The organism is Janthinobacterium sp. BJB304, assembly GCF_002735765.1.
In the GTDB taxonomy this organism is placed as follows: domain Bacteria; phylum Pseudomonadota; class Gammaproteobacteria; order Burkholderiales; family Burkholderiaceae_D; genus Janthinobacterium.
Map to the genome: position 1 here is coordinate 23,153 of NZ_PDZN01000012.1, position 24,078 is coordinate 47,230.

The following is a 24,078-nucleotide window of genomic DNA, read 5'->3' on the forward strand; positions in this document are numbered from 1 at the left end:
AGATGAGCCTGTAGATGAGCCTGATTAACAAGATGTTGCAAGACCTCGATGCGCGCGGCACTCCCGATGGACGCGGCGACGCGGCCGGCATCCGCTCCGTGCCCGAACGCGAGCGGGGCTTGCCGCGCGCGCTGATCTTCGGCGGCGCTGCCGGCCTGACGGCGGCGGCGATCGCCCTTGGCTGGGTCTACCTGAAGCGCCCGCCCGTGCCGCCCGTGCTGGTCAGCGTGGCCAGTACGCCCGTTCCCGTTCCTGTGCCTGTTGTCCCCATTGCACCTGTGCCAGTGCCGGTAGTGGCTGCCCCGGCGGCGGCCGTCGTGGTGGCGGAACCCAGGCCCGCGTTCCAGGCCGAGGAAGTTACCCCCGCGCCAGCCAAGGCCCGGCCAGCCGAAATAAGGCGCATCACGGAAAAAGCCCCCAAGCCTGCCGCTGCGCCCGTTGTAAGGACGGCAGCGCCCGCCGCCAGCGAGCGCATCATTGACGGAAAACAAGTCACGCCGCAGCAGCGCGTGGAGAATGCATACCGGCGCGCGCTGGCCCAGTTGCAGGATGGCCGCGTCTCCGAAGCGTTGCCCGGTTTGCAGCAGACCCTGCAGCTGGACCCGCGCCACCAGGGCGCGCGCGAAACCCTGGTGCGCCTGCTGCTCGAAGCGCAGCGTCCGGACGAGGCTGCCCGCCAGTTGCAGCTGAGTCTGGCACTGGACCCGAAACAGCCGGCGCAAGCGATGATGCTGGCCCGTCTGCAGCTGGACAAGGCCAACGGCGGCGCGGCCGCGCTCGACACCCTGATGCGCAGCTTGCCGTACGCCGCCGACAGCGGCGAATACCACGCCTTCCTGGCCGGCGTGCTGCAGCGCGAGCAGCGCTACCGCGAAGCGTCCGAGCACTACCAGCTGGCTCTGCAGGCGGCGCCCGACAACGGCGTCTGGTGGATGGGTCTCGGCATCGCCTTGCAAGCGGACAACCACCCGGCCCAGGCGCGCCAGGCGTTCGAGCGCGCCAAGGGCTTGCAAACCCTGTCGCCGCAGCTGCAGGCGTTCATCGAGCGCAAGCTGGTGCAGTTGACCACGGCCAAGTAAGTGCGGCCGATTGCGGCGCCGCCGTTGGCAAGCGGGGCGAGCACGATACCTATGCTTCTCCTGTCGGCAGCGTTGCTGGCGCTATCGACTGCCGCCGCCGCGGCAATTGCCTGAAACGGATGAATCCATAGACAAGACAAGATGAGCGTTGCCTGGAAATTCCCCGATGCCCCGAATACCGCCTGCTTCACGACCACGGAGGTCTTGAACGGCGCTCCCATCGTGCTGGTGTCCCATGACTACGAAGGGGATTGGCAATTTCACGCGGCCTCAAATGAAACGATGTTGAGTTCAGTCAAGATTGTCTGTCTGCCAGACATGATACGAAGAGATGATTTGCTGGCAGAGTTGCATGACTTGCCCTGTGGCTGGGGCGCGCAGCGGGATGACGGGGCGGGACACTGGGAGCATTTCAAGGACAATCCGTGTCCCGCGTTTGCCGAACAGGGCTATTACCTGGAAGACGCCGTCTGGCTTTCCCGCTATTTGACGGATATCGAGCCGCCGCCGGCCGCGGTACGCGATGCGCTGCCCATCGGCGCCTGCGTGAAACTCGTGTTCCGCTTCGCCGCCGAGGATGGCGCGCGCGGCGACGGCCAGTGCGAACGGATGTGGGTGCAGGTGACCGGCATCGATGAATACGAGGGCTGCTACAGCGGCACCATCGCGAACCATCCGCAGCATGCGGTGGCCAGCTATGGCGACCTGCTCGCGTTCCACCCCCTGCATGTGGCAGATATTGCTAGTGAACCAGATTGAAAGGACGCGCCATGCGCAATGAACGCCAGGGGGCTAAAGAGGCGCGCCGGGAAATCAGGCGCTACCAGGAACATATCAATTCGCCGCGCCTTTGCCCGGACCAGTGTTACCGCATGGCCAGCCCGACGTATGCGCTGGTGTGCCACGTCAACCAGGTGACGGGCCTTTTCCTGAGCAAGAACTATTACGTGATCCCTATTTTCCTCCAGCGCGCCCATGCAACGCTGCTGGAGTTGAAGGCAGAGCGTGTCAGCGAGCCGTATCGCAAACTGATCGAGCAGTATCTGAGCCATATCGCGCATTTCATCGTTGATTTTCAATGTCTGGCGGAAGACGAGCGGCAAGCCGCGCAATATATCCCGCCAGCGCTGCTGGCCCTCATGCCAGAGATCTTGCCGGAAGACTTGCTCATGGGGGGCGAGTTTTGATATTGTAGTGCGGATGTATTTTTGGCATGATTGGAACAGTGTCATTTCTGTTTCAGATTGTTGATATCATCGCGCCATCACTGACTACGTCAAGGAACCCCGTTTGAAATCCCTCAGCCTGCTGCTCGCGCTCTGCTGCCTGCTCAACAATGCCCATGCCGCCCCCGCCACCGCCCCCGCCAGTTACGTTTTGGAGAATACGGAAGTGCGCGACATCCATGCGCAAACCTTGAACCGCGATTATCAGGTGTATGTGGCCTTGCCCGATTCCTATCGGCAGGGGAATAAACGCTACCCGGTGCTGTTCGTCGTCGATGCCAATTATGCGTTTCCCGTCGTGCGCAATATCGCGCAGCGCCTGAACAAGCATGCCGGGATGGAAGAAGTGGTGGTGGTCGGCCTGTCGTACTCCAATGGCGATGGGGGCGTGTACAGCCGCCGCCGCGACTACACGCCCACCACGCCGCGCAAGCACGATTACCGCTCGGATATGCCGGGGCGGCAGCCGGCGTTCGGCGAAGCGAAGGCGTATGGCCAGTTCATCGCGGGCGAGGTGTTTCCCTTTATCGCCAGTAACTATCGCGTGAATATGCAGCGCAAGGTGTTTATCGGCCATTCCTACGGCAGTCTGCTGGGCCTGCAATTTTTGCTGACGGAACCGCGCACCTTCGAGCACTACATCCTTGGCAGTCCGTCGCTGTGGTACGACGCCGGCGTGATGTTCGACCGCGAGCAGGCGTATGCCGCCAGCCACAAGGACTTGCCAGCTTCCGTGTTCTTCGGCATCGGCGGCCTGGAAAAGCTGGCGGCAGGCAAGAAACGTTCGCGCTCCGAGGAAGACGCCGACATGGTGGCCGACGTGCGCGAATTCGACGGCAAGCTGAAATCGCGCAAGTTTCCGAATTTGAAAACGCGTTTGCGCGTGTTCGAGGACGAAGACCATGCGAGCGTGTTTCCTTTTGTGCTCACGCATGGTTTGCGGGCGTATCTGACGTCCGCAAAATGAACGGTGCCGGGTGCCGCCCGCCAGACAGTGCCTGCGTCGCCGTGCACATTCCGACCGCCGGAAGCGGTCATCGATAAGGTCAGCTGACATGCGTACATTGAATGAATTACTGGACAGCGAAGACCCGGCATTTCCCCTGATCAGGCAATGGGCCGACGAGGCCGAACTGCCGGTGGAATTGCTGCCGCCCGCAGCCGGCAGGGAGGATGTGCTGCTGAGCCTGCAGGTCACCACGCGTTCTCCCCTGGGGGCGATAGCCTATGAAACGGGGGGCATCCTGGTGGATGACGGCTGGCTGCGCATACTGGGGTCGGGACATGCCAGGCTGGGCAGGGATATCGCTGCCTGGAACAAAGGAAAGGCCGACGGTTTTCTGCTGGTCGCCGACGACGTGCTGGGCGGCTTTTTTGCCATCAATGGCGGCGCACTCGGGGACGACCAGGGCAATATATATTACCTGGCTCCCGAGACGCTGGAGTGGGAAGCGCTGGAGATCGGCTTCACGACGTTTGTACAATGGGCTTTTACGCGCCAGTTGCGGCAGTTTTACGGCCGCCAGCCTGGCGACGCGGAGGACTTTGACGAATTGCCCGAATTGCCCTTGCCCGGCGAGCTATGCCTGAATTTTTATCCATTTCTGTGGACGCAAGAGGGTTCCCTCAAGACCAGTTCGCGGCGCGTCATTTCCGTGCAAGAGCAGTGGGCGCTCAACCTTGATCTGCAACAAAAGTTGCTGGATGCGCCTGTGAGTGGGCGCTGAGGCAGCGTGCCGCGAATCGCCAGCATGGCCAATGGGGCCGGTGAAATGGCGTTTCAATCCCCCGATCCAGCAGTTTGTCGCAATGGCATGGGCGAGAAAATGGCAAGGCGATAGCATGTGATGGGTTTCCTCATGATGGGCTGCCCGCAAGCGAGTGTTCGCTGCTGACGGTAGCGCCGTCATCAACGGATGCTTCCCAATGACCTCGATCAGGATGACATACGCATGAAATTACCCCTTTCATATCTTCTTTCCACCTGCCTGCTGGGCGCCTTGGGCGCGATGGGTGGTGCGCAGGCGGCCCCTGCCGACGCCGAACTGCTGGCCCTGGTGCAGCGCCATGCGCAGGCCCAGAGCAGCTTCGATCAAGCCGCGTTGAAAGCCGTCACGGCCGAGAATTATGTGGAAATATCGCCGGTCGGCGAGGTGGACGGGCGTGAAAAAATGCTGTCCTTCTATGCGCCCGAGCAGAAGCGGCCGAGTCCGGAAGTCCAGGTCGATGAACCGGCGGTGCGCCTCTTTGGCGATACGGCGCTCATCTCGGCCCGGTTGTCTTACCGGCTCAATCAGGAGGGGGCAGCGCGTACCTTCGCCATGCGCGCAGGGTACGTCGCCCGGCTAGTTGACAAGCAATGGCTGCTCGTCAGCGCACAGTACACGGGCATCCGTCCGCCGAAAACCGCGAAATAACATTTGGTGGCGCTGGCCGCCGGTGTTGCCCGGCCAGACTACAGCCGCGCTTCATCGCCCCACACATGGCGCATGCTGAAGTGCACGCCCGCATCGTCTTCATGCAGCGACGAGACGATGGCGAACTGGCTGTCGCCCGTGTCGCGCGGCGTCATCTGCGCCAGCTGGGCGGCGGCCAGCGGCGCACCCAGCGGGTCGCTGAGCGGATGCACGAGGGCGGCGCCCCGCTGCGTGACGACGCCCAGTTCGCCGCTGCGCAGACGTACCAGGGTACCGGGCGGATACTTGCCCAGCAGATTGACGAACCGTTCCCCCAGCAGCGGATCGATGGGTACGCCCTGGTCGAGGAAGATGTGCTGCAGCGCCTGGTCGGGCACGATGGAGCGGCGGTAGTTGCGCGCCGAGACGCGCGCGCAATAGCGGTCGGCCAGGCCGATCAGCTTGGCGTTTTGCAGGATTTCGTCGGCCGTGCGGCCCTGCGGGTAGCCGCTGCCGTCGTCGTTTTCATGGTGCAGCAGCACGCAACTGAGCCATTCCTCGTCGTCGACGCCGGCGCAGCGCAACAGTTCCGTGCTTTCCTGCGGATGCTGGCGCACGATACGCATTTCTTCGTCGTTCAGGGGGCCGCGCCGGTCCTGGAAACTGTCGTGGTGGCGCAGCATGCCCACGTTCATCGTCAGCGCGGCCGCGCCGATCAATAAGAGTTCATCGTGGGACTTGTGCATGCTGCGGCCCACCAGCATCGCCAGCAAGGCCGTTTCGATGCAGTGGCGCACGGCGTAGCTGCCGGCGATCTGGTTGAGCAGGATGCTGGCCAGGGCGATGTCGGCATCGTGTTCGAGTGCGCGCAGCAGTTCGCGGGCGATGTCGCGCACGTCGCGCTCGGCATTGCTTTCGCTGCGCAAGGCCAGCAGCAGGCGCTCCAGGCGCTGCGCCGCTTCATTGAGCAAGCGCAACACGGACGGCTGCTCCGGCGTGCCCACGTACAGGCCCAATTGCATCAGCCGTCCCAGCTGCGCGCCGTCCGTGATGATCTGCCCCTTGCGCAGTTGCGGGCCGGCACTATGGTCAGCCAGAAACAGATCCCAGGGCAGGGGTTCGCCGGGAACCAGGTCGGCCGGGCCGATGCGACGCTGTACCATGCTGTCATCCTTTGCTCCGCCGTGGCGGAGAAATACTGTCGTTAAATGCTGCGCAGGCGCTCCAGCGCCAGGCGCAAGGTCTCGTCCTGCTTGGCAAAGCAGAAGCGCACGATGCCCGACTCCTTGCCCTGCGCGTAAAACGCGGAGACGGGAATGGCGGCCACCTTGATTTCCGCCGTCAGCCATTCGGCGAACTGCGCTTCAGTCTCTTGCGAAATGGCATCGTAGCGCACGCACTGGAAATACGTGCCGTCGGCCGGCAGCAGGGTAAAGCGGCTGCCCGCCAGGCCGTCGCGGAACAAATCGCGCTTGCGCTGGTAAAACGCGGGCAAGTCCAGGTACGGCTGCGGGTCGGCCATGTAGCCGGCAATGCCGTGCTGCATGGGCGTGTTGACGGTAAACACGTTGTACTGGTGCACCTTGCGAAATTCCGCCGTCAGGGCCGCGGGCGCCGCCACGTAGCCGACTTTCCAGCCCGTCACGTGATACGTCTTGCCGAAGCTGGACACGATGAAGCTGCGCGCCGCCAGTTCAGCGTTGCGGCTCAGCGAGGCGTGCGGCACGCCGTCGTACACCATGTGCTCGTAGACTTCGTCCGATAAAATCAGGATTTGCGTGCCGCGCACGATGTCGGCCAGCGCCGCCACGTCGGCCGGGCGCAGGATCGTGCCCGTCGGGTTATGCGGCGTATTGATGATGATCAAGCGCGTCTTGGGGCTGACGGCAGCAGCGAGCTTGTCCCACGGCACGCTGTAGCCGGATTCTCCCACTTGCATGGACACCAGCACGGGCACGCCGCCGGCCAGCGCGATGGCGGGCAGGTAGCTGTCGTAGGCTGGTTCGATGACGATGACTTCGTCGCCCGGGTGCACGCAGCACAAGATCGCCGTGGTCAGTGCCTGCGTGGCACCGGCCGTGACGGTGATTTCCGTGCCCGCATCGTAGGCGTGGCCGTACAGGCTGGCGATCTTCGCGGCAATCGCCTCGCGCAGGGGCGCGGCGCCCGTCATCTGCGGGTACTGGTTGTGGCCGGCGCGCATGGCGTCGCTGACCCGTTCGACCAGCGCCGGGTCGCAATCGAAGTCGGGAAAGCCCTGGCCCAGGTTGACGGCGCCATGCTGGGCCGCTAGGCTGGACATGCGGGTAAACACGGTGGTGCCCACCAGAGGCAAGCGGGTGGTCAGGGTGGGAGTCAGGTGGGGCAGGGACGGGCTGTTCATGAACGGTAGGGTCGCGGTGCGGAAAGTGGAATCGTTTCCCATTCTAGCGCAGCGCGCCCCGTCGCGTGCGGGGCTTTGGCGGCTCAGCCCGGCAATGCCCAGCCTTCCGGCACCATGATCTTGAACATGCCGGCCTTGGCCGTCTTGCGGGCCAGTTTCAGCAGGGCCTTGTCCTTGGTGATGAGGATGTCGGCGTTGGCGTCGCGCGCCAGTTCGAGGAATTTCTGGTCATCCTTGTCCGTGCAGACGGGCAGGCGCACGCCGGACACGGGCGGCGCCACGACGCTGATGTGGGCGTCGAAGCGGGCGGCGGCGACGGCGCGGCTGGCTTCATCGAGCGGCAAATGCTTGTAATGCAGCACGACCAGATATTCCGCGCGGCAATCTTCGCGCGTGATGGCGTGCACGGCGCCGCTTTCCATGGCCGCCAGCAGGCCCGCCCAGCGCGGGTCGTTGAAGACGAACAGGTCGAGGCAAACGTTGGTGTCGAGGACGAGTTTTTGTGGAGCAGGTATCATGTCGGCAATTCTATTCTGTAGTGATAATTTATGTTGATCGTGCTTTCGCCCGCCAAGAGTCTCGACCTGGAGACGCCGCCAACAACCTCGTTGCACAGCACCCCCGATTTTCTCGACCATTCTGCCCAGCTCATAGCCCGCATGCGCCAGTTTTCGCCCGCCGAAGTGGGCAGCTTGATGGGCATTTCCGACGCCTTGTCCGCCCTCAACGTGGCCCGCTACGCGTCCTGGACGCCGCAGCTGGAGGAGGCGCGCCAGGCCATCATGGCTTTCAATGGCGACGTGTATGCCGGTTTCGAGGCGCGCAGCCTGCAGCCGGCCCAGCTCGACTATGCCCAGTCGCGCGTGCGCATTTTATCTGGCCTGTACGGCTTGCTGCGCCCGCTCGACCTGATCCACCCGCACCGCCTGGAAATGGGCACGCGGCTGTCCACCACGCGCGGCAAGGATTTGTATGCGTTCTGGGGCGACACCATCACCAACGGCCTGAACCGCACAGCGAAGGAGCAGGGCGCGCAAGTGCTGGTCAATCTTGCTTCCGAAGAATATTTCAAATCCGTCAAGCCGCGCCAGCTGGACGTGCCCGTCATCGCGCCCGTGTTCGAGGACTGGAAGAACGGCAAATATAAAATCATCTCGTTCTACGCCAAGCGCGCGCGCGGCATGCTGGCCCGCTATGCGGCCGTCCACAATATCCGCGATCCGCAGCAGCTCAAGCAGTTCGACGTGGACGGCTACGGTTTCGTGCCGGAAGCGTCGAACGACACCAGCTGGGTGTTCCGGCGCAAGGTCGGCGAGTAGCAATACCAACCCTAACCCCAACCGCAAGGGCTGGGGTCGTACCCTGAAGGTACGACCCCGGATTTTGTCGTTGGGTCAAGAAAAAAACCGGAGCAAGCTCCGGTTTTTTCATTTTACTGCCAGAATTTCCACCACTTGCGTTCCTTGTTCACCCCTTCCGGGCTGAGGAATGCCGTGTTCGGGTAGTTCTTGGTCAGCACGCGCAAGGTGTCGTCGCGCAGGTCGGTCAAGCCCAGCTTGTCATACGAGCGGTACATGATGAACAGCGCTTCTTCGATGGCGGGCGAGGCGGCAAAGTCCTTGACCGTCGTTTGCGCGCGGTTGGCGGCGGCCAGGTAGGCGCCGCGGCGGTAGTAATAGCGCGCCACGTGCACTTCGTATTTCGCCATGGCATCGATCAAATAGTTCATGCGGGCCAGCGAATCGGGCGCGTATTTGCTATTTGGGAACTTATCGACCAGTTGCTTGAAGGCCGCAAACGCTTCGCGCGTGGCTTTCGGATCGCGCTCGGTCGGATCTTGCTCGTACAGGAAGTTCAGGAAGCTGATCTGGTCGTTAAAGCTGATCAGGCCGCGCAAGTAGTACATATAGTCTACATTGGCGTGGTTCGGATGCAACTTGATGAAGCGTTCGACGGCAGCCAATGCCTGCGCCTGGTCTCCCGACTTATAATACGCGTAAGCGATCTCCATCTGCGCTTGCAGAGCATAGTTGCCGAAAGGATAGTTAGCCTCCAGCTTCTGGAACAGGCCGATTGCAGCTTCATAGTGCTGCCCGGCCATTTCTTCACGCGCCTCCGAGTATAATTTCGTAACGGACCAGTTTTTGGTCTCATCCACTTTTTCAGGCAACAAGCTGCAAGCGGACATGCCGAGCAGAACGACTGAAGCGACTACCAACGATAATTTTTTTTGCATGACGTTTTGCAAGAAGGTTTTAACCAAGATTTTACAATAGGCTGATTATAGCCGATGGGAATGCTGTGATATTAACTCCGAAGCCTAATTTGGCTGACCCCGCGTTTGACTCCCTTTCTGACCATGCCGCCGAAGAGGCGTTTGACGGCGATTTTGCCGCCGACGACGTCTTCGAGGAAATGGCCCCGATTACATTGGAACTGACGCCGGACGCCTGCGGCCACCGCCTCGATAAAGTCATCGCCCAGCTGGTGCCGCAATACTCGCGCAGCCGCTTGCAATTGTGGCTGGAAGCCGGTTTCGTGACCGTCGATGGAAAAGTTGCCAAACGCAACATGACCGCCTATGGCGACGAGAAGATCGTCATTCTGCCGCAAAGCGCGCCGGAAGACGAGGCTTTTAAGCCGGAAGCGATGGAATTGAACATCGTGCACGAAGATGAGCATATCATCGTCATCAACAAACCGGCCGGACTGGTCGTGCATCCGGGCCCCGGCAACTGGTCGGGCACCCTGCTCAACGGCTTGCTGCACCACTGCCCGCAGCTGGCCGGCGTGCCGCGCGCGGGCATCGTGCACCGCCTGGACAAGGATACGAGCGGCCTGATGGTGGTCGGCAAGACCCTGGCTTCGCAAACGGACCTCGTGCGCCAGTTGCAGGCACGCACCGTCAAGCGCGAATATTTCGCGCTCGTGTGGGGCACGCCGAAAATGGCGGGCACCATCGATGCGTCCATCGCGCGCCACCCGCGCGACCGGGTCAAGATGGCCGTGTCGGAGAACTTCACCGCCAAGCCCGCCATCACGCACTATGAATTGATCGGCAGCGGCGAACTCGACCGCCGTCCCGTGAGCCTGATGCAATGTCGCCTGGAAACAGGACGCACGCACCAGATCCGCGTGCACATGCAGCATCTGGGCTTCGCGCTGGTCGGCGACTACGTGTACGGCAAGCAGCACCTGGTGTCCGTGTTCTCGCGCCAGGCCTTGCAGGCGCGCCGCCTGGGCCTCGTGCATCCGGGCACCCTGGAAGCATGCGAATGGATCGTGCCGCTGGCCGATGATTTCGCGCAATTGATCGCCACGGCCGGCATTCCCGAGCCGGAACAGGTCTGATGACGTCGCCGTTGCCTTGCATTGTTCCTCATTGGCCCGGCCTGCCCGCGAACGTGGGCGCGCTGGCGACCGTGCGCGCGGGCGGCGTCAGCCAGGAGCCATATGGTAACGGGCAGGGCGGCGGCGGCTTGAACCTGGGCACGCACGTGGGCGACGATCCTGATCACGTGGCCGCCAACCGCGCGCGTCTTGCAGCTATCCTGCCTGGCGAGCCGGCCTGGCTGTCGCAGGTGCATGGCGTGGCCGTGGCCGATGCTGGCAAGCTGGACGGCCATGTGCCCGACGCCGACGCCAGCGTGGCAACGCAGCCGGGCGCCGTGTGCGTGGTGATGACGGCCGATTGCCTGCCCGTGCTGTTCAGTTCGACCGATGGCCTGGTCGTCGGCGCGGCGCATGCGGGCTGGCGTGGCCTGGCCAACGGCGTCTTGCAGCGCACGGTGGACAGCATGCGCGTGCAGGGCGCGACGGAGATCCTCGCCTGGCTGGGGCCAGCCATTGGTCCGCAGCAATTCGAAGTGGGGCAGGACGTGCTGCAGGCGTTTCGCGACGGCGCGCGCGATGATGTCGAGCGGCAAGTGTTGTCGGATGCATTCGCCGCCATCGCCGGCAAGCCTGGCAAGTATCTGGCGAATATTTATGCGCTGGCGCGCACCATGCTGCTGCGCGATGGCGTGGCGCAAGTGGCGGGCGGGGAATATTGTACCGTCAGCGATGCGGCACAGTTTTACTCGTACCGGCGCGACGGCGTCACGGGAAGACAGGCCAGTTTGATCTGGCGCAAATAATCTGCACGGCAGGCACTTATGTGTCTGCCGTTTTTGTTTTATCTTCTGCTGAGGCGCGCGCGCGGGCGTTCAGTTCAGCGACGCGCTCAGCCTTGCGTTTGCGTCGCCGCGAGCCCGTCAGATAGAATAGGATGGACAGCGGGATGACGCAGTACAGCACGAAGGTCATCACCCCGGCGACGATGGACGGTTCCGTCAGCGCCATGAGGCCGACGACATAGATCCAGGCAACAGCGGTCATGAGCATCATTGGTATTGGCAATTAGTAAGAGTTTGCATGCAGTTGATATTAAAGTTTTCTATTTTTCGACTACGTTTCGACGCCGCGCAAAACCGTAGCGAGCGGAAGGGAGAGGTGGCTAAGAAGCGCAACCGTACGAAGGTACGGTGAGCATCGCAGGCCGCCTATACCGACGCGCAGTAGGTTTTGTTCGGCGTCCCCAATTCTTGAATGGACTTATATAGCTATGAACATGCCCGATCCTCACATGATGACCAAGGAATGGATGGCGCAGATCAGCAATCCTGAGCAGTGGAAGACGTGGTTCAACATGGTACCGCAGCCCCAGGGCAATCCGATTGCCGGCATTTTGCAGGATGCGGGCGCCAGCATCAAGCCGGAAGCGATCGAGCACCTGAAAAATGCCTATGTGGCCAAGCTGACGGGCTTGTGGACTGACTTTATTGCTGGCAAGGCGCCGGAGCTGAAAGACCGCCGCTTCGCCGCGCCCGCCTGGCACGCCAGCCCCCTGTCGGCCTTCAACGCGGCCGCCTACCTGCTCAATGCCGAGTTTCTCAGCGCCATGGCCGATGCCGTGGAAGCAACGCCGCACCAGAAGCAAAAGATTGCCTTTGCCGTGCAGCAAATCGTCGACGCCATGTCGCCCGCCAACTTTCTGGCCACCAATCCCGATGCCCAGCAAACCCTGATCGAGACCAAGGGCGAAAGCCTGGCCAAGGGCTTGAGCAATATGCTGGCCGACATGCAGAAGGGCCGCATCTCGCAATCGGACGAATCGGCCTTCGAAGTGGGCCGCAACGTGGCCACCACGCCGGGCACGGTGGTGTTCGAAAATGCCTTGTTCCAGCTGATCCAGTACACGCCAAGTACGTCCACGGTACACCAGCGGCCCCTGCTGATGGTGCCGCCGTGCATCAATAAATTCTATATCCTTGACTTGCAGCCGGAAAACTCGCTCGTGCGCTATGCGGTGGAGCAGGGCAATACCGTGTTCCTGATGTCCTGGCGCAATCCGGACATGAGCATGCAGCATCTGACGTGGGACGATTACGTGGAGCAGGGCGTGATCGAAGCCAGCCGGGTGACGCAGGACATTTCCGGCCAGGACAAGCTCAATATGTTCGGCTTTTGCGTGGGCGGCACCATCGTTTCGACGGCGCTGGCCGTGCTCAAGGCGCGCGGCGAGAATCCGGCCGCCAGCCTTACGCTGCTGACCACCTTCCTCGATTTCTGCGACACGGGCGCGCTCGATGTCTTCATCGACGAGCCGCAAGTGGCGCTGCGCGAGCAAACCCTGGCCAAGGGCGGCCTGATGTCGGGCCGCGACCTGGGCAGCACTTTCTCGAGCCTGCGGCCGAACGACCTCGTGTGGAACTACGTGCAGTCGAATTACCTGAAGGGCAAGGAGCCGCCCGCGTTCGACTTGCTGTACTGGAATGGCGACGGCACGGGCTTGCCGGGCCCCATGTTCTGCTGGTATCTGCGCAATACCTACCTGGAAAACAGCCTGAAAGTGCCGGGCAAGCTGACGGTGGCCGGGGAAAAAGTCGACCTGAGCAGCATCGACGCGCCCGCTTTCATCTACGGTTCGCGCGAAGACCATATCGTGCCCTGGGGCGCGGCCTACGCCAGCACGGCCCTGCTGAACCCGAAAAAGCCGAAAGCCAACCGTTTTATCCTCGGTGCTTCGGGCCATATCGCCGGCGTGATCAACCCGGCCTCGAAGAAAAAGCGCAGTTACTGGAGCAACGACAAGCCTCGCACGGCGAAATCCAAGCCCTTGACTGCCGAGCAATGGATGGTAGGCGCGACCGAACACGTGGGCAGCTGGTGGCCCGAATGGGCTGCCTTCCTGGCCGAACACGGCGGCGCCCAGGTGAAGGCGCCAGCCAAGCCGGGCAACAAGCGCCACGCGGCAATCGAGCCGGCGCCGGGGCGGTATGTTAAAGTCAGGGCGGATTAATTCACAAAGCGATTTGCCAGGCAAGGCCGGCGTAATCTCCGGTCTTGTCAAGAATCTACTTTTAGTTGCGTTGCAATAAATGCGGGAATCTACTACCCTGATGTGCAATGGAGCCGTTTTCCACTCTATAATGGAAAACGTAGGCAGGTGCGAAAGCGGACCCACGTTCGCTTTTTTTTCGGATTAACTCAGTATGCGCTGCGGCGCAATAAGTGGAACTTGTGATGAGTAGTGCAAAAAAAAGTATAGACCGCCTGATTAAAAAATATCCCAACCGCCGTCTGTACGACACGCAAACCAGTTCCTACATCACCTTGACGGACGTCAAGCAGCTGGTGTTGGACAATGAAGTGTTTACCGTCGTCGATGCCAAATCCAATGAAGATTTGACGCGCAGCATCTTGCTGCAAATCATTTTGGAAGAGGAAGCGAACGGCGCGCCCATGTTCTCGAGCAGCGTGTTGTCGCAGATCATCCGCTACTATGGCCACGCCATGCAGGGCATGATGGGATCCTACCTGGAAAAGAACGTGCAAGCGTTCACCGATATCCAGCACAAATTCACGGGCACGTCGGCCGGCAGTTTTGAAGGCAAGCCATTCAGCCCGGAAATGTGGACCCAGTTCATGAATGTCCAGGGTCCAATGATGCAAGGCATGATGAACAACTACATCGACCAGAGCAAGAGCCTGTTCGTGCAGATGCAGGAACAGATGCAGAGCCAGAGCAAGAATCTATTCGGCACGTTCCCGTTTGTTCCGCCGGTGCCTCCAACGGACAAAAAGTAGGCCGCAACCGATGCGTATCACACAACGGCACAGGAATTCCTGTGCCGTTGTGCGTTGCGGGTGTCTTGCCGCCGGCTGCCGATGCTGAATGCTATTGCTTCAGTTGTTGCAAGGTGGAAAGTAGATCCTGGTTCGAATGCTCGAGTTTCCATGTCCGGGCATTGTCCATGGAACTGTAAATGCTGACGATGCCCTTGAAATCTTCCATGATATTGAGCGCGAGGCCGGAAGGGAAAATTGATGGGGCGCCGCGCAGCACGTATGGTGCATACGGCCCCCAGGTCTTGCCTTCGTCGCTGCTGACGAGCAGTGCGCCTTCGTTATACATGCCGGCCTGCATCAGCAATCTGCCGTCACTGAGCGGCGCCACGGGCGACATCAGGACTTTGAATGGCGAAACGATAGTCGTCCAGTTCTGGCCCCGATCCCGTGAAACATAGGCGTCGGGAAATCTCCCTGCCAGGCCGGCCGCTACCAGGACGCTTTCTGTGCCATTGGCTTGATGGGTAAATTCCGTCAGGTTTTTCTTGTGCGGACTAAAGCGTTCGGTCAACTTGCCCGTGCGGTAATCGAACTCGCCGATCAAGCCGCTTTCCAGCGCATAGCCGATCCGACCCGCGTCTTGCCATGTCCAGAACAAGCCTGGGCCGTGCAGCCACGATCCGGGCACGGTGGTATGGTACACGGATCGCCAGTCGCCAGCGTCCAGTTGATTCGCATGAAAAATGTTTAACTCATCTCCCTTGCGATGCATCACCCACCAGCCATCGTTGGAGTTGCCACCGATGCGCAGCAGATTGCCGGGCGGCAGGTTGCCTGCATCGATAGGATGCAGCTTGTCACTGTCACGCGCTTTGCGTAGCAGGGAGCCGGATTCGCCTACTGCGATCAATTCGGCATTGGGCAGGTCCACGGGAAAGACGCAAGACAGCGACTCCACCGTTTGCGCATTGATGATATTCCATCGCCCTTGCGTCGAGCGTATCAGGACGGCGCCCATGCGGCTGGCGGCGGCCACGCGGCCATCGGGCATTTCGGTGGCGCACTCGGCCCCGGCCGGGTGGGCGCGAGCAAATTGCTCGACATCGTCCCGCACGTGGCGTGGGGTGCTCCAGCCAAGGCTGGCGGCGGCGCCAAACATGGCGCTGTAGTCGGGGGCAAAGCGCCGGATCAATTCCGCATTGGATGCTACCTGGGCACTGCGGCCGTACTGCACGCCGAAATTGCCGCGTGTCACAATCAGTCGGCCCAGATCCGCCGATTTGCCCGCTTCGATCTTGAAGCTTCCCACGATGGTCGAATACACACGCAAGAGCTTGTTGGCCCGGGTGTCGATCAACTCGATGAATTCATACTCGCCAGGCGGTAGTGCGCCAATGAACAGGGAAGTATCGCCTGCCATCGCGCTCTCGACCTTTTTCATCACCAGGTTTTCGGACACCAGCTTGAAATCACTGCGCTGCTCACCCGCCACCACGCGGCGCAGCTTGATCGTGTTGAAACCGTAAATGTCCTTGGTATTCGACGTGATGCTGAGCACCACCGGGCTATCTCCTGATTGCGCGCTCATTTTCAGTGGATCGACCACCGAGGTGTTGACGGCGCAGCCGCTCAGCAGCAATACGCTCAGACCGCAAGCCGCGACAGCCGAGCGTCGCGCTTTCAGATTGGAAAAGGAATAAGGCATGAGATTGATTTAGTTTTTTAAAAAACAATTATATGTCAGTCATTAGTTTCTTTGTGGCATTATTTTTTAATTTCTTGATACCGGTGATGCGGGGCGGGATCTGATTCGCGCACTGTCATGACGGTAGTGGCCGGAACAAAGTTGCGGTTGTAGCGTTGCAGATGCGCCAGCAAAAGGAGCCCGCGCTGACAGCAAGGGCGGCTCGGGGTACAATAGCCGATTCGCCTCACCATTTTACTAGCTGCCAACTATGTCTGAAATTCACCGTATTCCCGTTCCTTCCGCCCAGCCCGAGGCCATGCTGGCCATGCCAGGTGCGGCGCCGAAAGTGGGCTTTGTCTCGCTCGGCTGCCCGAAAGCGCTGGTCGACTCCGAACAAATCCTGACCCAACTGCGCGCCGAAGGCTACGAAACGGCGAAATCCTATGCTGGCGCCGATCTGGTGATCGTCAATACCTGCGGTTTTATCGATGCCGCCGTGCAAGAGTCGCTCGACGCCATCGGCGAAGCGCTGGCTGAAAACGGCAAGGTCATCGTCACCGGCTGCCTGGGCGCCAAGAAAGATGCTGCCGGCGACGACATCATCATGAAGGTGCACCCGAAAGTGCTGTCCGTCACGGGGCCGCACGCGCTGGCCGAAGTGATGGATTCCGTCCATTTCCACTTGCCGAAACCGCATGCGCCGTTCCTCGACCTGGTGCCGCCACAAGGCGTCAAGCTGACGCCGAAGCACTATGCGTATCTGAAAATTTCCGAAGGCTGCAACCACCGCTGCAGCTTCTGCATCATCCCGTCGATGCGCGGCGACCTCGTCTCGCGCCCGATCGGCGAACTGATGATCGAAGCGGAAAACCTGTTCAAGGCCGGCGTCAAGGAATTGCTGGTCATTTCGCAAGACACCTCGGCGTATGGCGTGGACGTGAAATTCCGCTCCGGCTTCTGGAATGGCCGTCCCGTCAAGACGCACATGACGCAGCTGACGGAAGCGCTGGGCGAGCTGGCCAAGTCCTACGGCGCCTGGGTGCGCCTGCATTACGTCTACCCGTACCCGCACGTGGACCAGATCATCCCGATGATGAGCGGCGGCCACATCCTGCCTTACCTCGATATTCCGATGCAGCATGCGCATCCTGACGTATTGAAACGCATGAAGCGCCCGGCCAGCGGCGAGAAAAACCTCGACCGCATCCAGGCCTGGCGCGCCATCAACCCGGACCTGACCATCCGTTCGACCTTCATCGCCGGTTTCCCTGGCGAAACGGAAGCGGAATTCGAGTATCTGCTCGACTTCCTCAAGGAAGCGCAGATCGACCGCCTCGGCTGCTTCGCCTATTCGCCCGTCGAAGGCGCGACGGCCAATGCCATCGCCAACCCCGTGCCGGAAGAGCTGCGCGAAGAGCGCCGCGGCCGCGTGATGCTGCTGCAGGAAGAAATTTCCAAGAAACGCCTGCAAGCCAAGGTCGGCAAGACCGTGCGCGTGCTCATCGATGAAGTCACCCGCTCCGGCGGCGTGGGCCGTTCGTCCGCCGACGCGCCGGAAATCGACGGCGTCGTGTATGTGAAGCCGCCGTTCGAGCCGCATCGCAAGCTGGCCGTGGGCCAGTTCGTCGACGTGACAATTACCTCGGCCGATGCGCACGACCTGTGGGGCGCCGCCGAGTAAAAAACGTCCATGCCTGCGTTGCGCTGCCTTGCCGTACAGTAAAGTACTGTCATCGGCAGCGCGCCTTGGCCTGAAGGTTTTTTATGCAGGTGTAACACTCTGTCATACGTACGGCAGGCAAGGGCATAAGCCCTTACAATCAAGGCGGACCAGCACAGGCTGATCCGCCTTTTTTTATTCCTGACGCCATGACCACACCCAAATCTCCGCAAACCGCGCTGATCCACAGCGATTACCAGGCGCCGCAAGGCTTTGCCGCGTTTCCCAACGCCATCCATCACGCATCGACCGTGCTGTTCAAGGACGTGGCGGCCATGCGCTCGGGCGACTGGAAAGAAAAGAACGCCTATACCTACGGCTTGCACGGCACGCCCACCACGTTCACCCTGGAAGCGCGGCTGGCCGAGATCGAAGGCGGCACGCACTGCCTGCTGGCGCCGTCGGGCCTGGCGGCCATCGCCATGGCGGACTTTGCCTTGCTGAAGACGGGCGACGACGTGCTATTGCCGGAAAATATCTACAACCCGAACCGCGAACTGGGACGCTGGCTGGCGCAGGATTTCGGCATCACGGCCCGCTATTACGATCCGCTCATCGGCGCCGGGATCGCCGCCTTGATCCAGGAAAATACCAAGCTCATCTGGACGGAAGCACCGGGCTCCGTGACGATGGAAGTGCCGGACTTGCCCGCCATCTGCGCGGCCGCCCACGCGCGCGGCGTGCTCGTCGCTTTGGACAACACCTGGTCGGCGGGCCTGGCCCTGCGCGGCTTCGACCTGGGCGTGGACATCATCATGCAGGCGCTGACGAAATATCAGTCGGGCGGCTCGGATGTGCTGATGGGCGCCCTGATCACGCGCGAGCGGGCGCTGCACGACCGCCTGGCGCAGGCGCACATGCGTCTGGGCATGGGCGTGGGGGCGGACGACGCCTACCTGGTGCTGCGCGGCTTGCCGACCATGAAGCTGCGCTTCGACGCCCACGATGCGGGCGCGCGCACGGTGGCCGCCTGGCTCAAGAGCCGGCCGGAGATTGCCACGGTGCTGCATCCGGCTTTCGCCGATTGCCCGGGTCACGCCATCTGGCAGCGCGATTTCACGGGGGCGGGCGGCCTGTTTTCCGTGCTGTTCGATGCCCGCTACACGGAGGCGCAGACAGACCGTTTCGTCGATGCCTTGCAGTTGTTCAAGATTGGCTACAGCTGGGGCGGCGCGAACAGCCTGGTGATGCCGTACCGCATCGCCGCCATGCGCAAGGGCTGGCAGTTGCCGGGCCAGCTGGTGCGGCTGAATGTGGGGCTGGAAGATCCGCAGGATCTGATCGCCGATATCGAACGGGCGTTCGCGGCGATGTAGCGGTATGGGGCAAGCATGTCGGCTTGCCCGCAAGTGCCTACATGGGCACGGGTTTGTTGTTGTTCAGGTCGAGGAAGCCGCGCAGCAGGCGGTAGGCTTTCCACAGCCAGGCCACGCCCCACACGACGAGCGCCAGCGGAATGCCGATCAGCGTGATCCACAGGATGGCGCCGACGACGATCCAGGCCACATACCACCAGAAGGAACGGATCATCCAGCTGTGATGGCTGTACACGAAGGTCCCGGCCGCCTCGTCCCGCTTCACATAATTGATGATGAGCGGAATGAAGGAAAACGCGCCCAGCGAAAACACGAAGCTGGCGCCATGTATCAGGTACAACCACCAGGCCAGGTTCTTGGTCTGCTGGAGTTGGGTATCCAAAATAATATCTTGTGACATGAAAGCTCCCGTCGTTGCGCAATTTTTAATTGTAACAAGCAAAGCGGCGAGGCAGCGCAGTCCATGGAAAAAGGCAGAATACATTGTTGAAGCGAAATCAATATTCCACCCTGGCCGCGCGCGCCAGCTCATGGCTGCGGCGCGCCGTGCCGGCCTTGCTGCTGTGCTGTGCCACGGCGGCGCACGCCGCCGGCCCCACCCTGGAGGCGGAGTTTGCCGCCGGCTTGAAGGAAGAGGGCCTGGTGGGCGCCGTCTGGAGCGAAATCTTGCCCGATGGCACAGTCAAAGTCGGCGCGTCCGGCTTGCGCGATGCCGCCAAGCAAGTACCCATGCAGGCCGATACGCGCATGCAGGTGGGCTCCGTGGGCAAGGTGGCGCTGGCGCTGGGCGTCTTGCGCCTGATCAGCGAAGACAAGCTCACGCTCGACACGCCCCTGCAGCAGGTGCTGCCCGAACTGGCGCTGAGAAACCCGTGGCTGGCCAGCGATCCCGTGCGCATCCGCCACCTGCTGGCGCATACGGCCGGCCTCGATAATGTGCGCTTCTGGCAGGCATTCAGCCTGCAACCGGCGCCGGACACGCCGTTGGCCGCCGCTTTTGACGGCGGCGGCAATCTGCTGCGCGTGCGCACGCGGCCCGGCAGCCGCTACGCTTACTCGAACATGGGCTATGGCTTGCTGGGCATGGTGATTGAGCGAGTCACGGGCCAGCCGTATGAACGCTACCTCGACGCGCAGCTGCTGCAGCCGCTGGGCATGGCGGACAGCACGTTTGCTTTTGTCAGCCAGACAGGCGCGCAGGCTGATCCGCGCTTGGCCATGGGTTATTTCGAGCATGGCGTGGCGCAGCCGGCCGTGCCCCAGTATCTGCGTCCGGCCGCGCAATTTACCACCACGGCGGCCGACATGGGCAAGCTGGCGCAGTTCCTGATGGGCGACGGCAAGCTGCAGGGTACGCAGTTCATCGACCTGGCCCTGATAGGCGCCTTGTCGGAGCCGGCCGGCACCGATGCGGCGCAGGCGGGCCTGGCGACGGGCCACGGCCTGGCGCTGGCCGTGCGCGACCGCCACAATGTGGTGGGCGCCTGCCACCCTGGCACGGCCGTGGGTTTCCGCGCCATGCTGTGCATCTATCCGGAGCAGGACAGCGCCTTCTTCGTGGCCTTTAATACGGATGCGGAGCGGGCCGACTATGAACGCTTCAACCGTCTGCTGCTGCGCGACCTGGAACTGCCCCTGCGCGCGCCGGCCCCGCAGGGCACGCCCGCACCCACGGTGGAAAACTGGCAGGGCGTCTACGTGCCGTCGCCCAGCGCCATGGCCAGCATGGCCTGGATCGATGCCGTCTTCGGCTTTACGCGCGTCAAGTGGGATGGCGAATCGCTGTTCCTGATCCCGTTCCAGGGTGAGCCGAAGGAGCTGGAACCGGTGGGCGGCTTGCTGTTCCGCGCCAGCGACCGCAGCACGCCATCGCACGTGCTGATGCAGGAAGACGGGCGGCATGTGCTCAGCGACGGCTTGCACAGCTATGAGCGCGCGTCGATGCTGCACATGCTGGTGCTGTGGGGCAGCCTGGCCCTGGGGGCTGCCGGCTTGCTGTACGTGCTGGTGGTGGGTGTCTGGCGCGCCGCGCTGCGCAGCCTAAGGCGGGGCGACCATCTGTTCGCGCCCCTGCTGTCGCTGCTGGCGCTGCTCTTGCCGCTGCCGTTTTTCTATTTCCAGTCCTATCTGCGCCTGGGCGACGTCACCGTGGCCAGCGTGCTGCTGACATTGGCGACGGGCGCGCTGCCGCTGGCCACGGCGTTCGGCCTGGCCCGCTGCTGGCGCAGCCGCGGTACGGCGGCCGAGGCGGGCTCATGGGCGAAATGGGATTGGGTGGCCTTGCTGGCGGCCCTGCAACTGCTGCTGGTGCTGGCCTGGTGGGGCTTGCTGCCGCTGCGGCTGTGGCAGATGTAGGCGGTCAGGTCCAGGCGGCCAGCAGCCGGCGCCACCAGGGTTGCGCCGGCGTGGCCCTGCTGCCGTGCCCGGCCCGCTTGGCGCGATAGCTGGCCGCCGCCATCTGCAGGCCGACGCGGTCCATCGCCGCCATCGCGTCCGCTTCCTGCGGCGACAAGCCGTGCAGCAAGGCTTGCGCGCGCGGCGCGAGCAGGAAGGCGTCAAGCACGGCGTCGTCCGTGTACAGCCTGGCCAGATAGGTTTCCAGTGCGGGAGAGCTCATGCGCCGCGCCCCGCGCGCAAGGCCGCGCGCGCTAGTTCCAGCTGGCCCAGCACATGGTCGAATGACGGGTAATTGCCGTCGCGTTCGACGATCACCGTCAACGGTTGCGGTGCATGGCGCGCCAGCAGGGTCAATAAAGCGAACACTTCGGGCGGCACGTCGTGCAGGTGGTCGTCCAGCAGACGCTGGCCGCCGCCCGGCGCAGCTATCCAGTGGCCGCCGCTCAGGTGCACGGCGCGCACCCTGGCCAGGGGCAGGCGCAGCAGCATTTGTTCCGGCTGCTCGCCAATATTGACGGCGTTCGCATACAGATTATGCAGGTCCAGCAGCAGCGGCACTTGCGCGCCATGGATAATCTGCGCCAGCCATGCGGCTTCGTCCAAGGTGCTGGCTGGCGGCTGCACCAGGGTGGCGATGTTTTCCATCAGCGGCGCGCTGCCGACGATGCGCGTGGCCAGCGCGATATTGGCGATGGCGCCGGCGGCGCTGCGCGCTGTGCGCGGCGGCGCCGCCAGGTGGCCGATTTCGATGCCGCCGGCGCGCACAAAGCTCAGGTGCTCGGACCACGATTCCGCCCGCACCTCCTTCATCAGGCGCGCCATCGCGTGCAGCCGGCGCGGGTCGGCGGGTATCGTCGAGGCCAGCCCCATGCCCACGCCGTGCAGGCTGACGGGCACCTGGCGCGCCAGGCGGCGCAGGGCGGCGATGCCGGCGCGCGGGGCATGGTAATAATCGTCGGCGATCACTTCCAGCACGTCGATCCGAGCCAGGTGGGACAGGATGCCGGCGGCCAGTTCGCCGCGCCAGCCCAGGCCGACGCGGTCGCGCGCGCTTGCCTGGCTAACTGCCACAGCCGCCGCCACCGCCGCACCCGCCGCAGCCGCTGCCGCCGCCATCACCGCCGCCGTCGCCGCCCGATGAAGAGCCGCCCGAGTCGCCCGTGCCGCCGGACGACGAGTCGCCGCCCGAACTGTGCCGGGGCGCCGGGTACAGCTCGGCGACATACGCGTACACGGACAAGGGCAGGGCGCCGATGCCGAAGATGGCGGCCAGCAGTGCCATGTCCGCGCTGCTGCTGCCTGCCTGCAGGCGCGCCGAGCGCATGTTCAGGCGGCCAAACAGCATGCGCAAGTCGGTCAGCAGCCGCTGCGCGCTCCAGCTGGTCGCCTGGGTGCGCAAGCCGCGCAGCATGAGGAGAAAAATCGCCAGCAGGACTGCCAGGAACAGCAGGTTGTAGTGCTGGCGGCTGATGGCGATGACGGCCTTGACGCCGGCCACCGTCACCAGCAGCCAGTGCGCGGCCCAGGTGATGCGTTCGCGCCGGCGCAGCAGCGGCGGGCCGACCAGCAATTCCTGCTGCGTCAAGGTCTCCTGGTAGGCGCGGCACGATGGCAGCATCCCGGCCTGCACGGCCAGTTCCTTGCTATGGCCCTGGCGGCCCAGGTACAGCCGCAGCACGTCGCGTTCGATGTCGTGGCTGGCGAAGCGCAGGCTGTCGGCGCTGGCCGTTTCCAGCAGCGGGCCGTCGGCGCGCAGCAAGCCGCGGTCGACCAGCACGATGGCGGCGATCTTCACGGCTTCGAGGGCGCCGCCGCGCAAGAAGGCGATGCGGTAGGGATCGTCGGCGAGTGTCAGCTGGGCGTGCGGATTGCGCACTTCCTGGCGGATCAGCAGCTCGCGCACGCCGTAGTACACGAGCGCGCCGAAGATCAGATAGGCCAGCAGGAACCACGGTCCGCTCCAGTCAAAGGGATTGAGACCGTTCAACGCATCTGCTCCGCGTGTTCGCGCAGGCGTTCGGTAATCGTCATCAGGCTTGTGAAGGCGGGCAGTGCTTGCCCCGGCGCCAGGCGCGCCGTTTCGCGCGCCACCGACATCGTTTGCAGGGCGGCGTGCAGGGCCGGTTCGCCCAGCTGGTCGACAAACGCTTCGAGCGCCTGCTTGCCGGACAGCGCAGACTTGCCCTCGAGTTGCGCCAGCGAGGCGGCGGCCGAGCGCAAGGGACCGGCGGCGTCGGCGATGGCGCCGGCCAGCTGTTCTTCATTCAGGCTCAGGAGCATATAGCGTTCGCGCATGCGCACCTGCTGGTTCAGCAGCACTTGCCGCAGCCGGCGCAGCACCGCATCGCGGCTGGTGTGCAGGCTGGCGAAAGGATCATTGCCCAGCAAGACCCGGTGGCGCGCGATGATGTCGGCGAACTTCACGGCGAAGGCGTCGGCGGCCTGCGTCAATTCGCTCTCGAGCAGGAACATCACCTGCAAGTCGATGGCGGCGTGCGCCAGGCGCAAGGGAGCGCGCAGCGCATCGGCCGCCTGCGGCGTAAAACGCTTGAGCAGCAACAGCAGATTGACGTCGGATGTGGCGCGCAACTGGCCGTCGGCGGCCGAGCCAAACAGCACGGCGGCGGCCAGGTCGGCGCCGAAGGCCGTTTGCGCGGCGGCGACGAACATATCCAGGTGGCGTTGTATTTCTTCTGGCAGCGGTGGCGGCATGCGGTGTTCTTTCACGGTGGGCTGGCGGGGTGAATATAAGTTTGCAATATAG

The 24,078-nt window shown here is 62.8% G+C and carries 25 protein-coding genes; 14 read left to right on the forward strand and 11 right to left on the reverse strand.

The features are described 5' to 3' along the window. The first annotated feature begins 14 nt into the window (after window positions 1–14). From CSQ95_RS15485 to CSQ95_RS15510, 6 genes are all read left to right on the forward strand, one after another. Complete coding sequence (locus CSQ95_RS15485; protein WP_257218061.1) at window positions 15–1,079, forward strand: tetratricopeptide repeat protein; 1,065 nt, start codon at window positions 15–17, stop codon at window positions 1,077–1,079. Window positions 1,080–1,220: 141 nt separating this feature from the next. Continuing rightward, the gene (locus CSQ95_RS15490) at window positions 1,221–1,838 is read left to right on the forward strand and encodes a hypothetical protein (protein WP_143449981.1); all 618 of its coding nucleotides are present in this window, start codon (window positions 1,221–1,223) and stop codon (window positions 1,836–1,838) included. Window positions 1,839–1,849: 11 nt separating this feature from the next. Beyond that, on the forward strand, window positions 1,850–2,266 hold the full coding sequence (locus tag CSQ95_RS15495; protein ID WP_099410135.1) for a hypothetical protein: 417 nt from the start codon (window positions 1,850–1,852) through the stop codon (window positions 2,264–2,266). A 103-nt stretch (window positions 2,267–2,369) separates the two neighbouring features. Beyond that, window positions 2,370–3,272: an alpha/beta hydrolase gene (locus tag CSQ95_RS15500; RefSeq protein WP_099410136.1), complete on the forward strand. Its 903-nt coding sequence runs from the start codon at window positions 2,370–2,372 to the stop codon at window positions 3,270–3,272. 88 nt (window positions 3,273–3,360) lie between these two features. Continuing rightward, a complete protein-coding gene (locus CSQ95_RS15505) occupies window positions 3,361–4,032 on the forward strand; it encodes a DUF2625 family protein (protein WP_099410137.1) in 672 nt (223 codons plus the stop codon). A gap of 225 nt (window positions 4,033–4,257) precedes the next feature. Then, window positions 4,258–4,722, forward strand: coding sequence for a nuclear transport factor 2 family protein (locus CSQ95_RS15510; RefSeq protein ID WP_180279065.1), 465 nt, complete (start codon window positions 4,258–4,260; stop codon window positions 4,720–4,722). 38 nt (window positions 4,723–4,760) lie between these two features. On the opposite strand, the gene CSQ95_RS15515 is transcribed toward CSQ95_RS15510, so the two are convergent. The 3 genes from CSQ95_RS15515 to CSQ95_RS15525 form a co-directional block, all read right to left on the reverse strand. Next, a complete protein-coding gene (locus CSQ95_RS15515) occupies window positions 4,761–5,864 on the reverse strand; it encodes an HD-GYP domain-containing protein (protein WP_070220233.1) in 1,104 nt (367 codons plus the stop codon). A gap of 41 nt (window positions 5,865–5,905) precedes the next feature. Then, window positions 5,906–7,084, reverse strand: a complete 1,179-nt coding sequence (locus tag CSQ95_RS15520) for a pyridoxal phosphate-dependent aminotransferase (protein WP_099410139.1) — start codon at window positions 7,082–7,084, stop codon at window positions 5,906–5,908. Between the two features lie 83 nt (window positions 7,085–7,167). After that, window positions 7,168–7,602 (reverse strand): putative toxin-antitoxin system toxin component, PIN family, encoded by a 435-nt coding sequence (locus CSQ95_RS15525; RefSeq protein WP_035819658.1) that lies wholly within the window; start codon window positions 7,600–7,602, stop codon window positions 7,168–7,170. 30 nt (window positions 7,603–7,632) lie between these two features. Between CSQ95_RS15525 and yaaA the strand changes: the two genes are divergently transcribed. Continuing rightward, a complete protein-coding gene (gene yaaA, locus CSQ95_RS15530) occupies window positions 7,633–8,403 on the forward strand; it encodes a peroxide stress protein YaaA (protein ID WP_099410140.1) in 771 nt (256 codons plus the stop codon). A gap of 113 nt (window positions 8,404–8,516) precedes the next feature. Here the strand turns inward: yaaA and CSQ95_RS15535 are convergent, their stop codons facing one another. After that, window positions 8,517–9,320 carry an outer membrane protein assembly factor BamD gene (locus CSQ95_RS15535; protein ID WP_070220227.1) on the reverse strand — a complete coding sequence of 268 codons (804 nt, stop codon included), beginning with the start codon at window positions 9,318–9,320 and terminating at the stop codon, window positions 8,517–8,519. An 89-nt stretch (window positions 9,321–9,409) separates the two neighbouring features. Between CSQ95_RS15535 and CSQ95_RS15540 the strand changes: the two genes are divergently transcribed. Further along, entirely contained in the window at window positions 9,410–10,435 is a 1,026-nt protein-coding gene (locus CSQ95_RS15540) for an RluA family pseudouridine synthase (protein ID WP_034781141.1), read from the forward strand. Continuing rightward, window positions 10,435–11,220, forward strand: coding sequence for a peptidoglycan editing factor PgeF (gene pgeF / locus CSQ95_RS15545; protein WP_099410141.1), 786 nt, complete (start codon window positions 10,435–10,437; stop codon window positions 11,218–11,220). The genes CSQ95_RS15540 and pgeF overlap by 1 nt, the downstream gene beginning before the upstream one ends. Window positions 11,221–11,236: 16 nt before the next feature. Here pgeF and CSQ95_RS15550 read toward each other — a convergent pair whose 3' ends face one another. Next, window positions 11,237–11,470: a hypothetical protein gene (locus tag CSQ95_RS15550; protein ID WP_257218062.1), complete on the reverse strand. Its 234-nt coding sequence runs from the start codon at window positions 11,468–11,470 to the stop codon at window positions 11,237–11,239. A 217-nt stretch (window positions 11,471–11,687) separates the two neighbouring features. Here CSQ95_RS15550 and phaC point away from each other — a divergent pair, with 217 nt between their 5' ends. Then, window positions 11,688–13,424, forward strand: a complete 1,737-nt coding sequence (gene phaC / locus CSQ95_RS15555; RefSeq protein ID WP_180279066.1) for a class I poly(R)-hydroxyalkanoic acid synthase — start codon at window positions 11,688–11,690, stop codon at window positions 13,422–13,424. 224 nt (window positions 13,425–13,648) lie between these two features. Continuing rightward, a complete protein-coding gene (gene phaR / locus CSQ95_RS15560) occupies window positions 13,649–14,212 on the forward strand; it encodes a polyhydroxyalkanoate synthesis repressor PhaR (protein ID WP_010399000.1) in 564 nt (187 codons plus the stop codon). Window positions 14,213–14,303: 91 nt separating this feature from the next. Here phaR and CSQ95_RS15565 read toward each other — a convergent pair whose 3' ends face one another. After that, on the reverse strand, window positions 14,304–15,899 hold the full coding sequence (locus tag CSQ95_RS15565; protein ID WP_099410142.1) for a hypothetical protein: 1,596 nt from the start codon (window positions 15,897–15,899) through the stop codon (window positions 14,304–14,306). 307 nt (window positions 15,900–16,206) lie between these two features. On the opposite strand from CSQ95_RS15565, the gene rimO reads away from it, so the two are divergent. Next, window positions 16,207–17,562: a 30S ribosomal protein S12 methylthiotransferase RimO gene (gene rimO, locus CSQ95_RS15570; protein WP_170846336.1), complete on the forward strand. Its 1,356-nt coding sequence runs from the start codon at window positions 16,207–16,209 to the stop codon at window positions 17,560–17,562. Between the two features lie 188 nt (window positions 17,563–17,750). Next, complete coding sequence (locus tag CSQ95_RS15575; RefSeq protein ID WP_070291546.1) at window positions 17,751–18,917, forward strand: cystathionine beta-lyase; 1,167 nt, start codon at window positions 17,751–17,753, stop codon at window positions 18,915–18,917. 37 nt (window positions 18,918–18,954) lie between these two features. On the opposite strand, the gene CSQ95_RS15580 is transcribed toward CSQ95_RS15575, so the two are convergent. Next, window positions 18,955–19,317 carry a hypothetical protein gene (locus tag CSQ95_RS15580; RefSeq protein ID WP_099410143.1) on the reverse strand — a complete coding sequence of 121 codons (363 nt, stop codon included), beginning with the start codon at window positions 19,315–19,317 and terminating at the stop codon, window positions 18,955–18,957. Between the two features lie 86 nt (window positions 19,318–19,403). Here CSQ95_RS15580 and CSQ95_RS15585 point away from each other — a divergent pair, with 86 nt between their 5' ends. Then, a complete protein-coding gene (locus tag CSQ95_RS15585; RefSeq protein ID WP_180279067.1) occupies window positions 19,404–21,272 on the forward strand; it encodes a serine hydrolase in 1,869 nt (622 codons plus the stop codon). A gap of 4 nt (window positions 21,273–21,276) precedes the next feature. Here the strand turns inward: CSQ95_RS15585 and CSQ95_RS15590 are convergent, their stop codons facing one another. The 4 genes from CSQ95_RS15590 to CSQ95_RS15605 are packed head-to-tail and all read right to left on the reverse strand — an operon-like array spanning window position 21,277 to window position 24,026. Beyond that, a complete protein-coding gene (locus CSQ95_RS15590) occupies window positions 21,277–21,534 on the reverse strand; it encodes a hypothetical protein (protein WP_099410145.1) in 258 nt (85 codons plus the stop codon). Continuing rightward, window positions 21,531–22,385 carry a DUF692 family multinuclear iron-containing protein gene (locus CSQ95_RS15595; protein ID WP_180279068.1) on the reverse strand — a complete coding sequence of 285 codons (855 nt, stop codon included), beginning with the start codon at window positions 22,383–22,385 and terminating at the stop codon, window positions 21,531–21,533. Before CSQ95_RS15595 ends, CSQ95_RS15590 begins: the two co-directional genes overlap by 4 nt. Continuing rightward, window positions 22,375–23,301, reverse strand: coding sequence for a TIGR04222 domain-containing membrane protein (locus tag CSQ95_RS15600; RefSeq protein WP_099410147.1), 927 nt, complete (start codon window positions 23,299–23,301; stop codon window positions 22,375–22,377). Before CSQ95_RS15600 ends, CSQ95_RS15595 begins: the two co-directional genes overlap by 11 nt. Next, window positions 23,298–24,026, reverse strand: coding sequence for a nucleotidyltransferase domain-containing protein (locus CSQ95_RS15605; RefSeq protein ID WP_143449982.1), 729 nt, complete (start codon window positions 24,024–24,026; stop codon window positions 23,298–23,300). Before CSQ95_RS15605 ends, CSQ95_RS15600 begins: the two co-directional genes overlap by 4 nt. Window positions 24,027–24,078: the final 52 nt, after the last annotated feature.

What these genes read in the sequence shown, in the direction of transcription:
- CSQ95_RS15485 (WP_257218061.1), top strand. Translation starts at nt 15, where the DNA reads ATGAGCCTGATTAACAAGATGTTGCAAGACCTCGATGCGCGCGGCACT.
- CSQ95_RS15590 (WP_099410145.1), bottom strand. Translation starts at nt 21,534, where the DNA reads ATGAGCTCTCCCGCACTGGAAACCTATCTGGCCAGGCTGTACACGGAC.
- CSQ95_RS15535 (WP_070220227.1), bottom strand. Translation starts at nt 9,320, where the DNA reads ATGCAAAAAAAATTATCGTTGGTAGTCGCTTCAGTCGTTCTGCTCGGC.
- CSQ95_RS15505 (WP_099410137.1), top strand. Translation starts at nt 3,361, where the DNA reads ATGCGTACATTGAATGAATTACTGGACAGCGAAGACCCGGCATTTCCC.
- CSQ95_RS15550 (WP_257218062.1), bottom strand. Translation starts at nt 11,470, where the DNA reads ATGATGCTCATGACCGCTGTTGCCTGGATCTATGTCGTCGGCCTCATG.
- CSQ95_RS15565 (WP_099410142.1), bottom strand. Translation starts at nt 15,899, where the DNA reads ATGCCTTATTCCTTTTCCAATCTGAAAGCGCGACGCTCGGCTGTCGCG.
- CSQ95_RS15510 (WP_180279065.1), top strand. Translation starts at nt 4,258, where the DNA reads ATGAAATTACCCCTTTCATATCTTCTTTCCACCTGCCTGCTGGGCGCC.
- yaaA (WP_099410140.1), top strand. Translation starts at nt 7,633, where the DNA reads ATGTTGATCGTGCTTTCGCCCGCCAAGAGTCTCGACCTGGAGACGCCG.
- CSQ95_RS15490 (WP_143449981.1), top strand. Translation starts at nt 1,221, where the DNA reads ATGAGCGTTGCCTGGAAATTCCCCGATGCCCCGAATACCGCCTGCTTC.
- phaR (WP_010399000.1), top strand. Translation starts at nt 13,649, where the DNA reads ATGAGTAGTGCAAAAAAAAGTATAGACCGCCTGATTAAAAAATATCCC.
- phaC (WP_180279066.1), top strand. Translation starts at nt 11,688, where the DNA reads ATGAACATGCCCGATCCTCACATGATGACCAAGGAATGGATGGCGCAG.
- CSQ95_RS15495 (WP_099410135.1), top strand. Translation starts at nt 1,850, where the DNA reads ATGCGCAATGAACGCCAGGGGGCTAAAGAGGCGCGCCGGGAAATCAGG.
- rimO (WP_170846336.1), top strand. Translation starts at nt 16,207, where the DNA reads ATGCCAGGTGCGGCGCCGAAAGTGGGCTTTGTCTCGCTCGGCTGCCCG.
- CSQ95_RS15525 (WP_035819658.1), bottom strand. Translation starts at nt 7,602, where the DNA reads ATGATACCTGCTCCACAAAAACTCGTCCTCGACACCAACGTTTGCCTC.
- CSQ95_RS15605 (WP_143449982.1), bottom strand. Translation starts at nt 24,026, where the DNA reads ATGCCGCCACCGCTGCCAGAAGAAATACAACGCCACCTGGATATGTTC.
- CSQ95_RS15515 (WP_070220233.1), bottom strand. Translation starts at nt 5,864, where the DNA reads ATGGTACAGCGTCGCATCGGCCCGGCCGACCTGGTTCCCGGCGAACCC.
- CSQ95_RS15520 (WP_099410139.1), bottom strand. Translation starts at nt 7,084, where the DNA reads ATGAACAGCCCGTCCCTGCCCCACCTGACTCCCACCCTGACCACCCGC.
- CSQ95_RS15580 (WP_099410143.1), bottom strand. Translation starts at nt 19,317, where the DNA reads ATGTCACAAGATATTATTTTGGATACCCAACTCCAGCAGACCAAGAAC.
- CSQ95_RS15575 (WP_070291546.1), top strand. Translation starts at nt 17,751, where the DNA reads ATGACCACACCCAAATCTCCGCAAACCGCGCTGATCCACAGCGATTAC.
- pgeF (WP_099410141.1), top strand. Translation starts at nt 10,435, where the DNA reads ATGACGTCGCCGTTGCCTTGCATTGTTCCTCATTGGCCCGGCCTGCCC.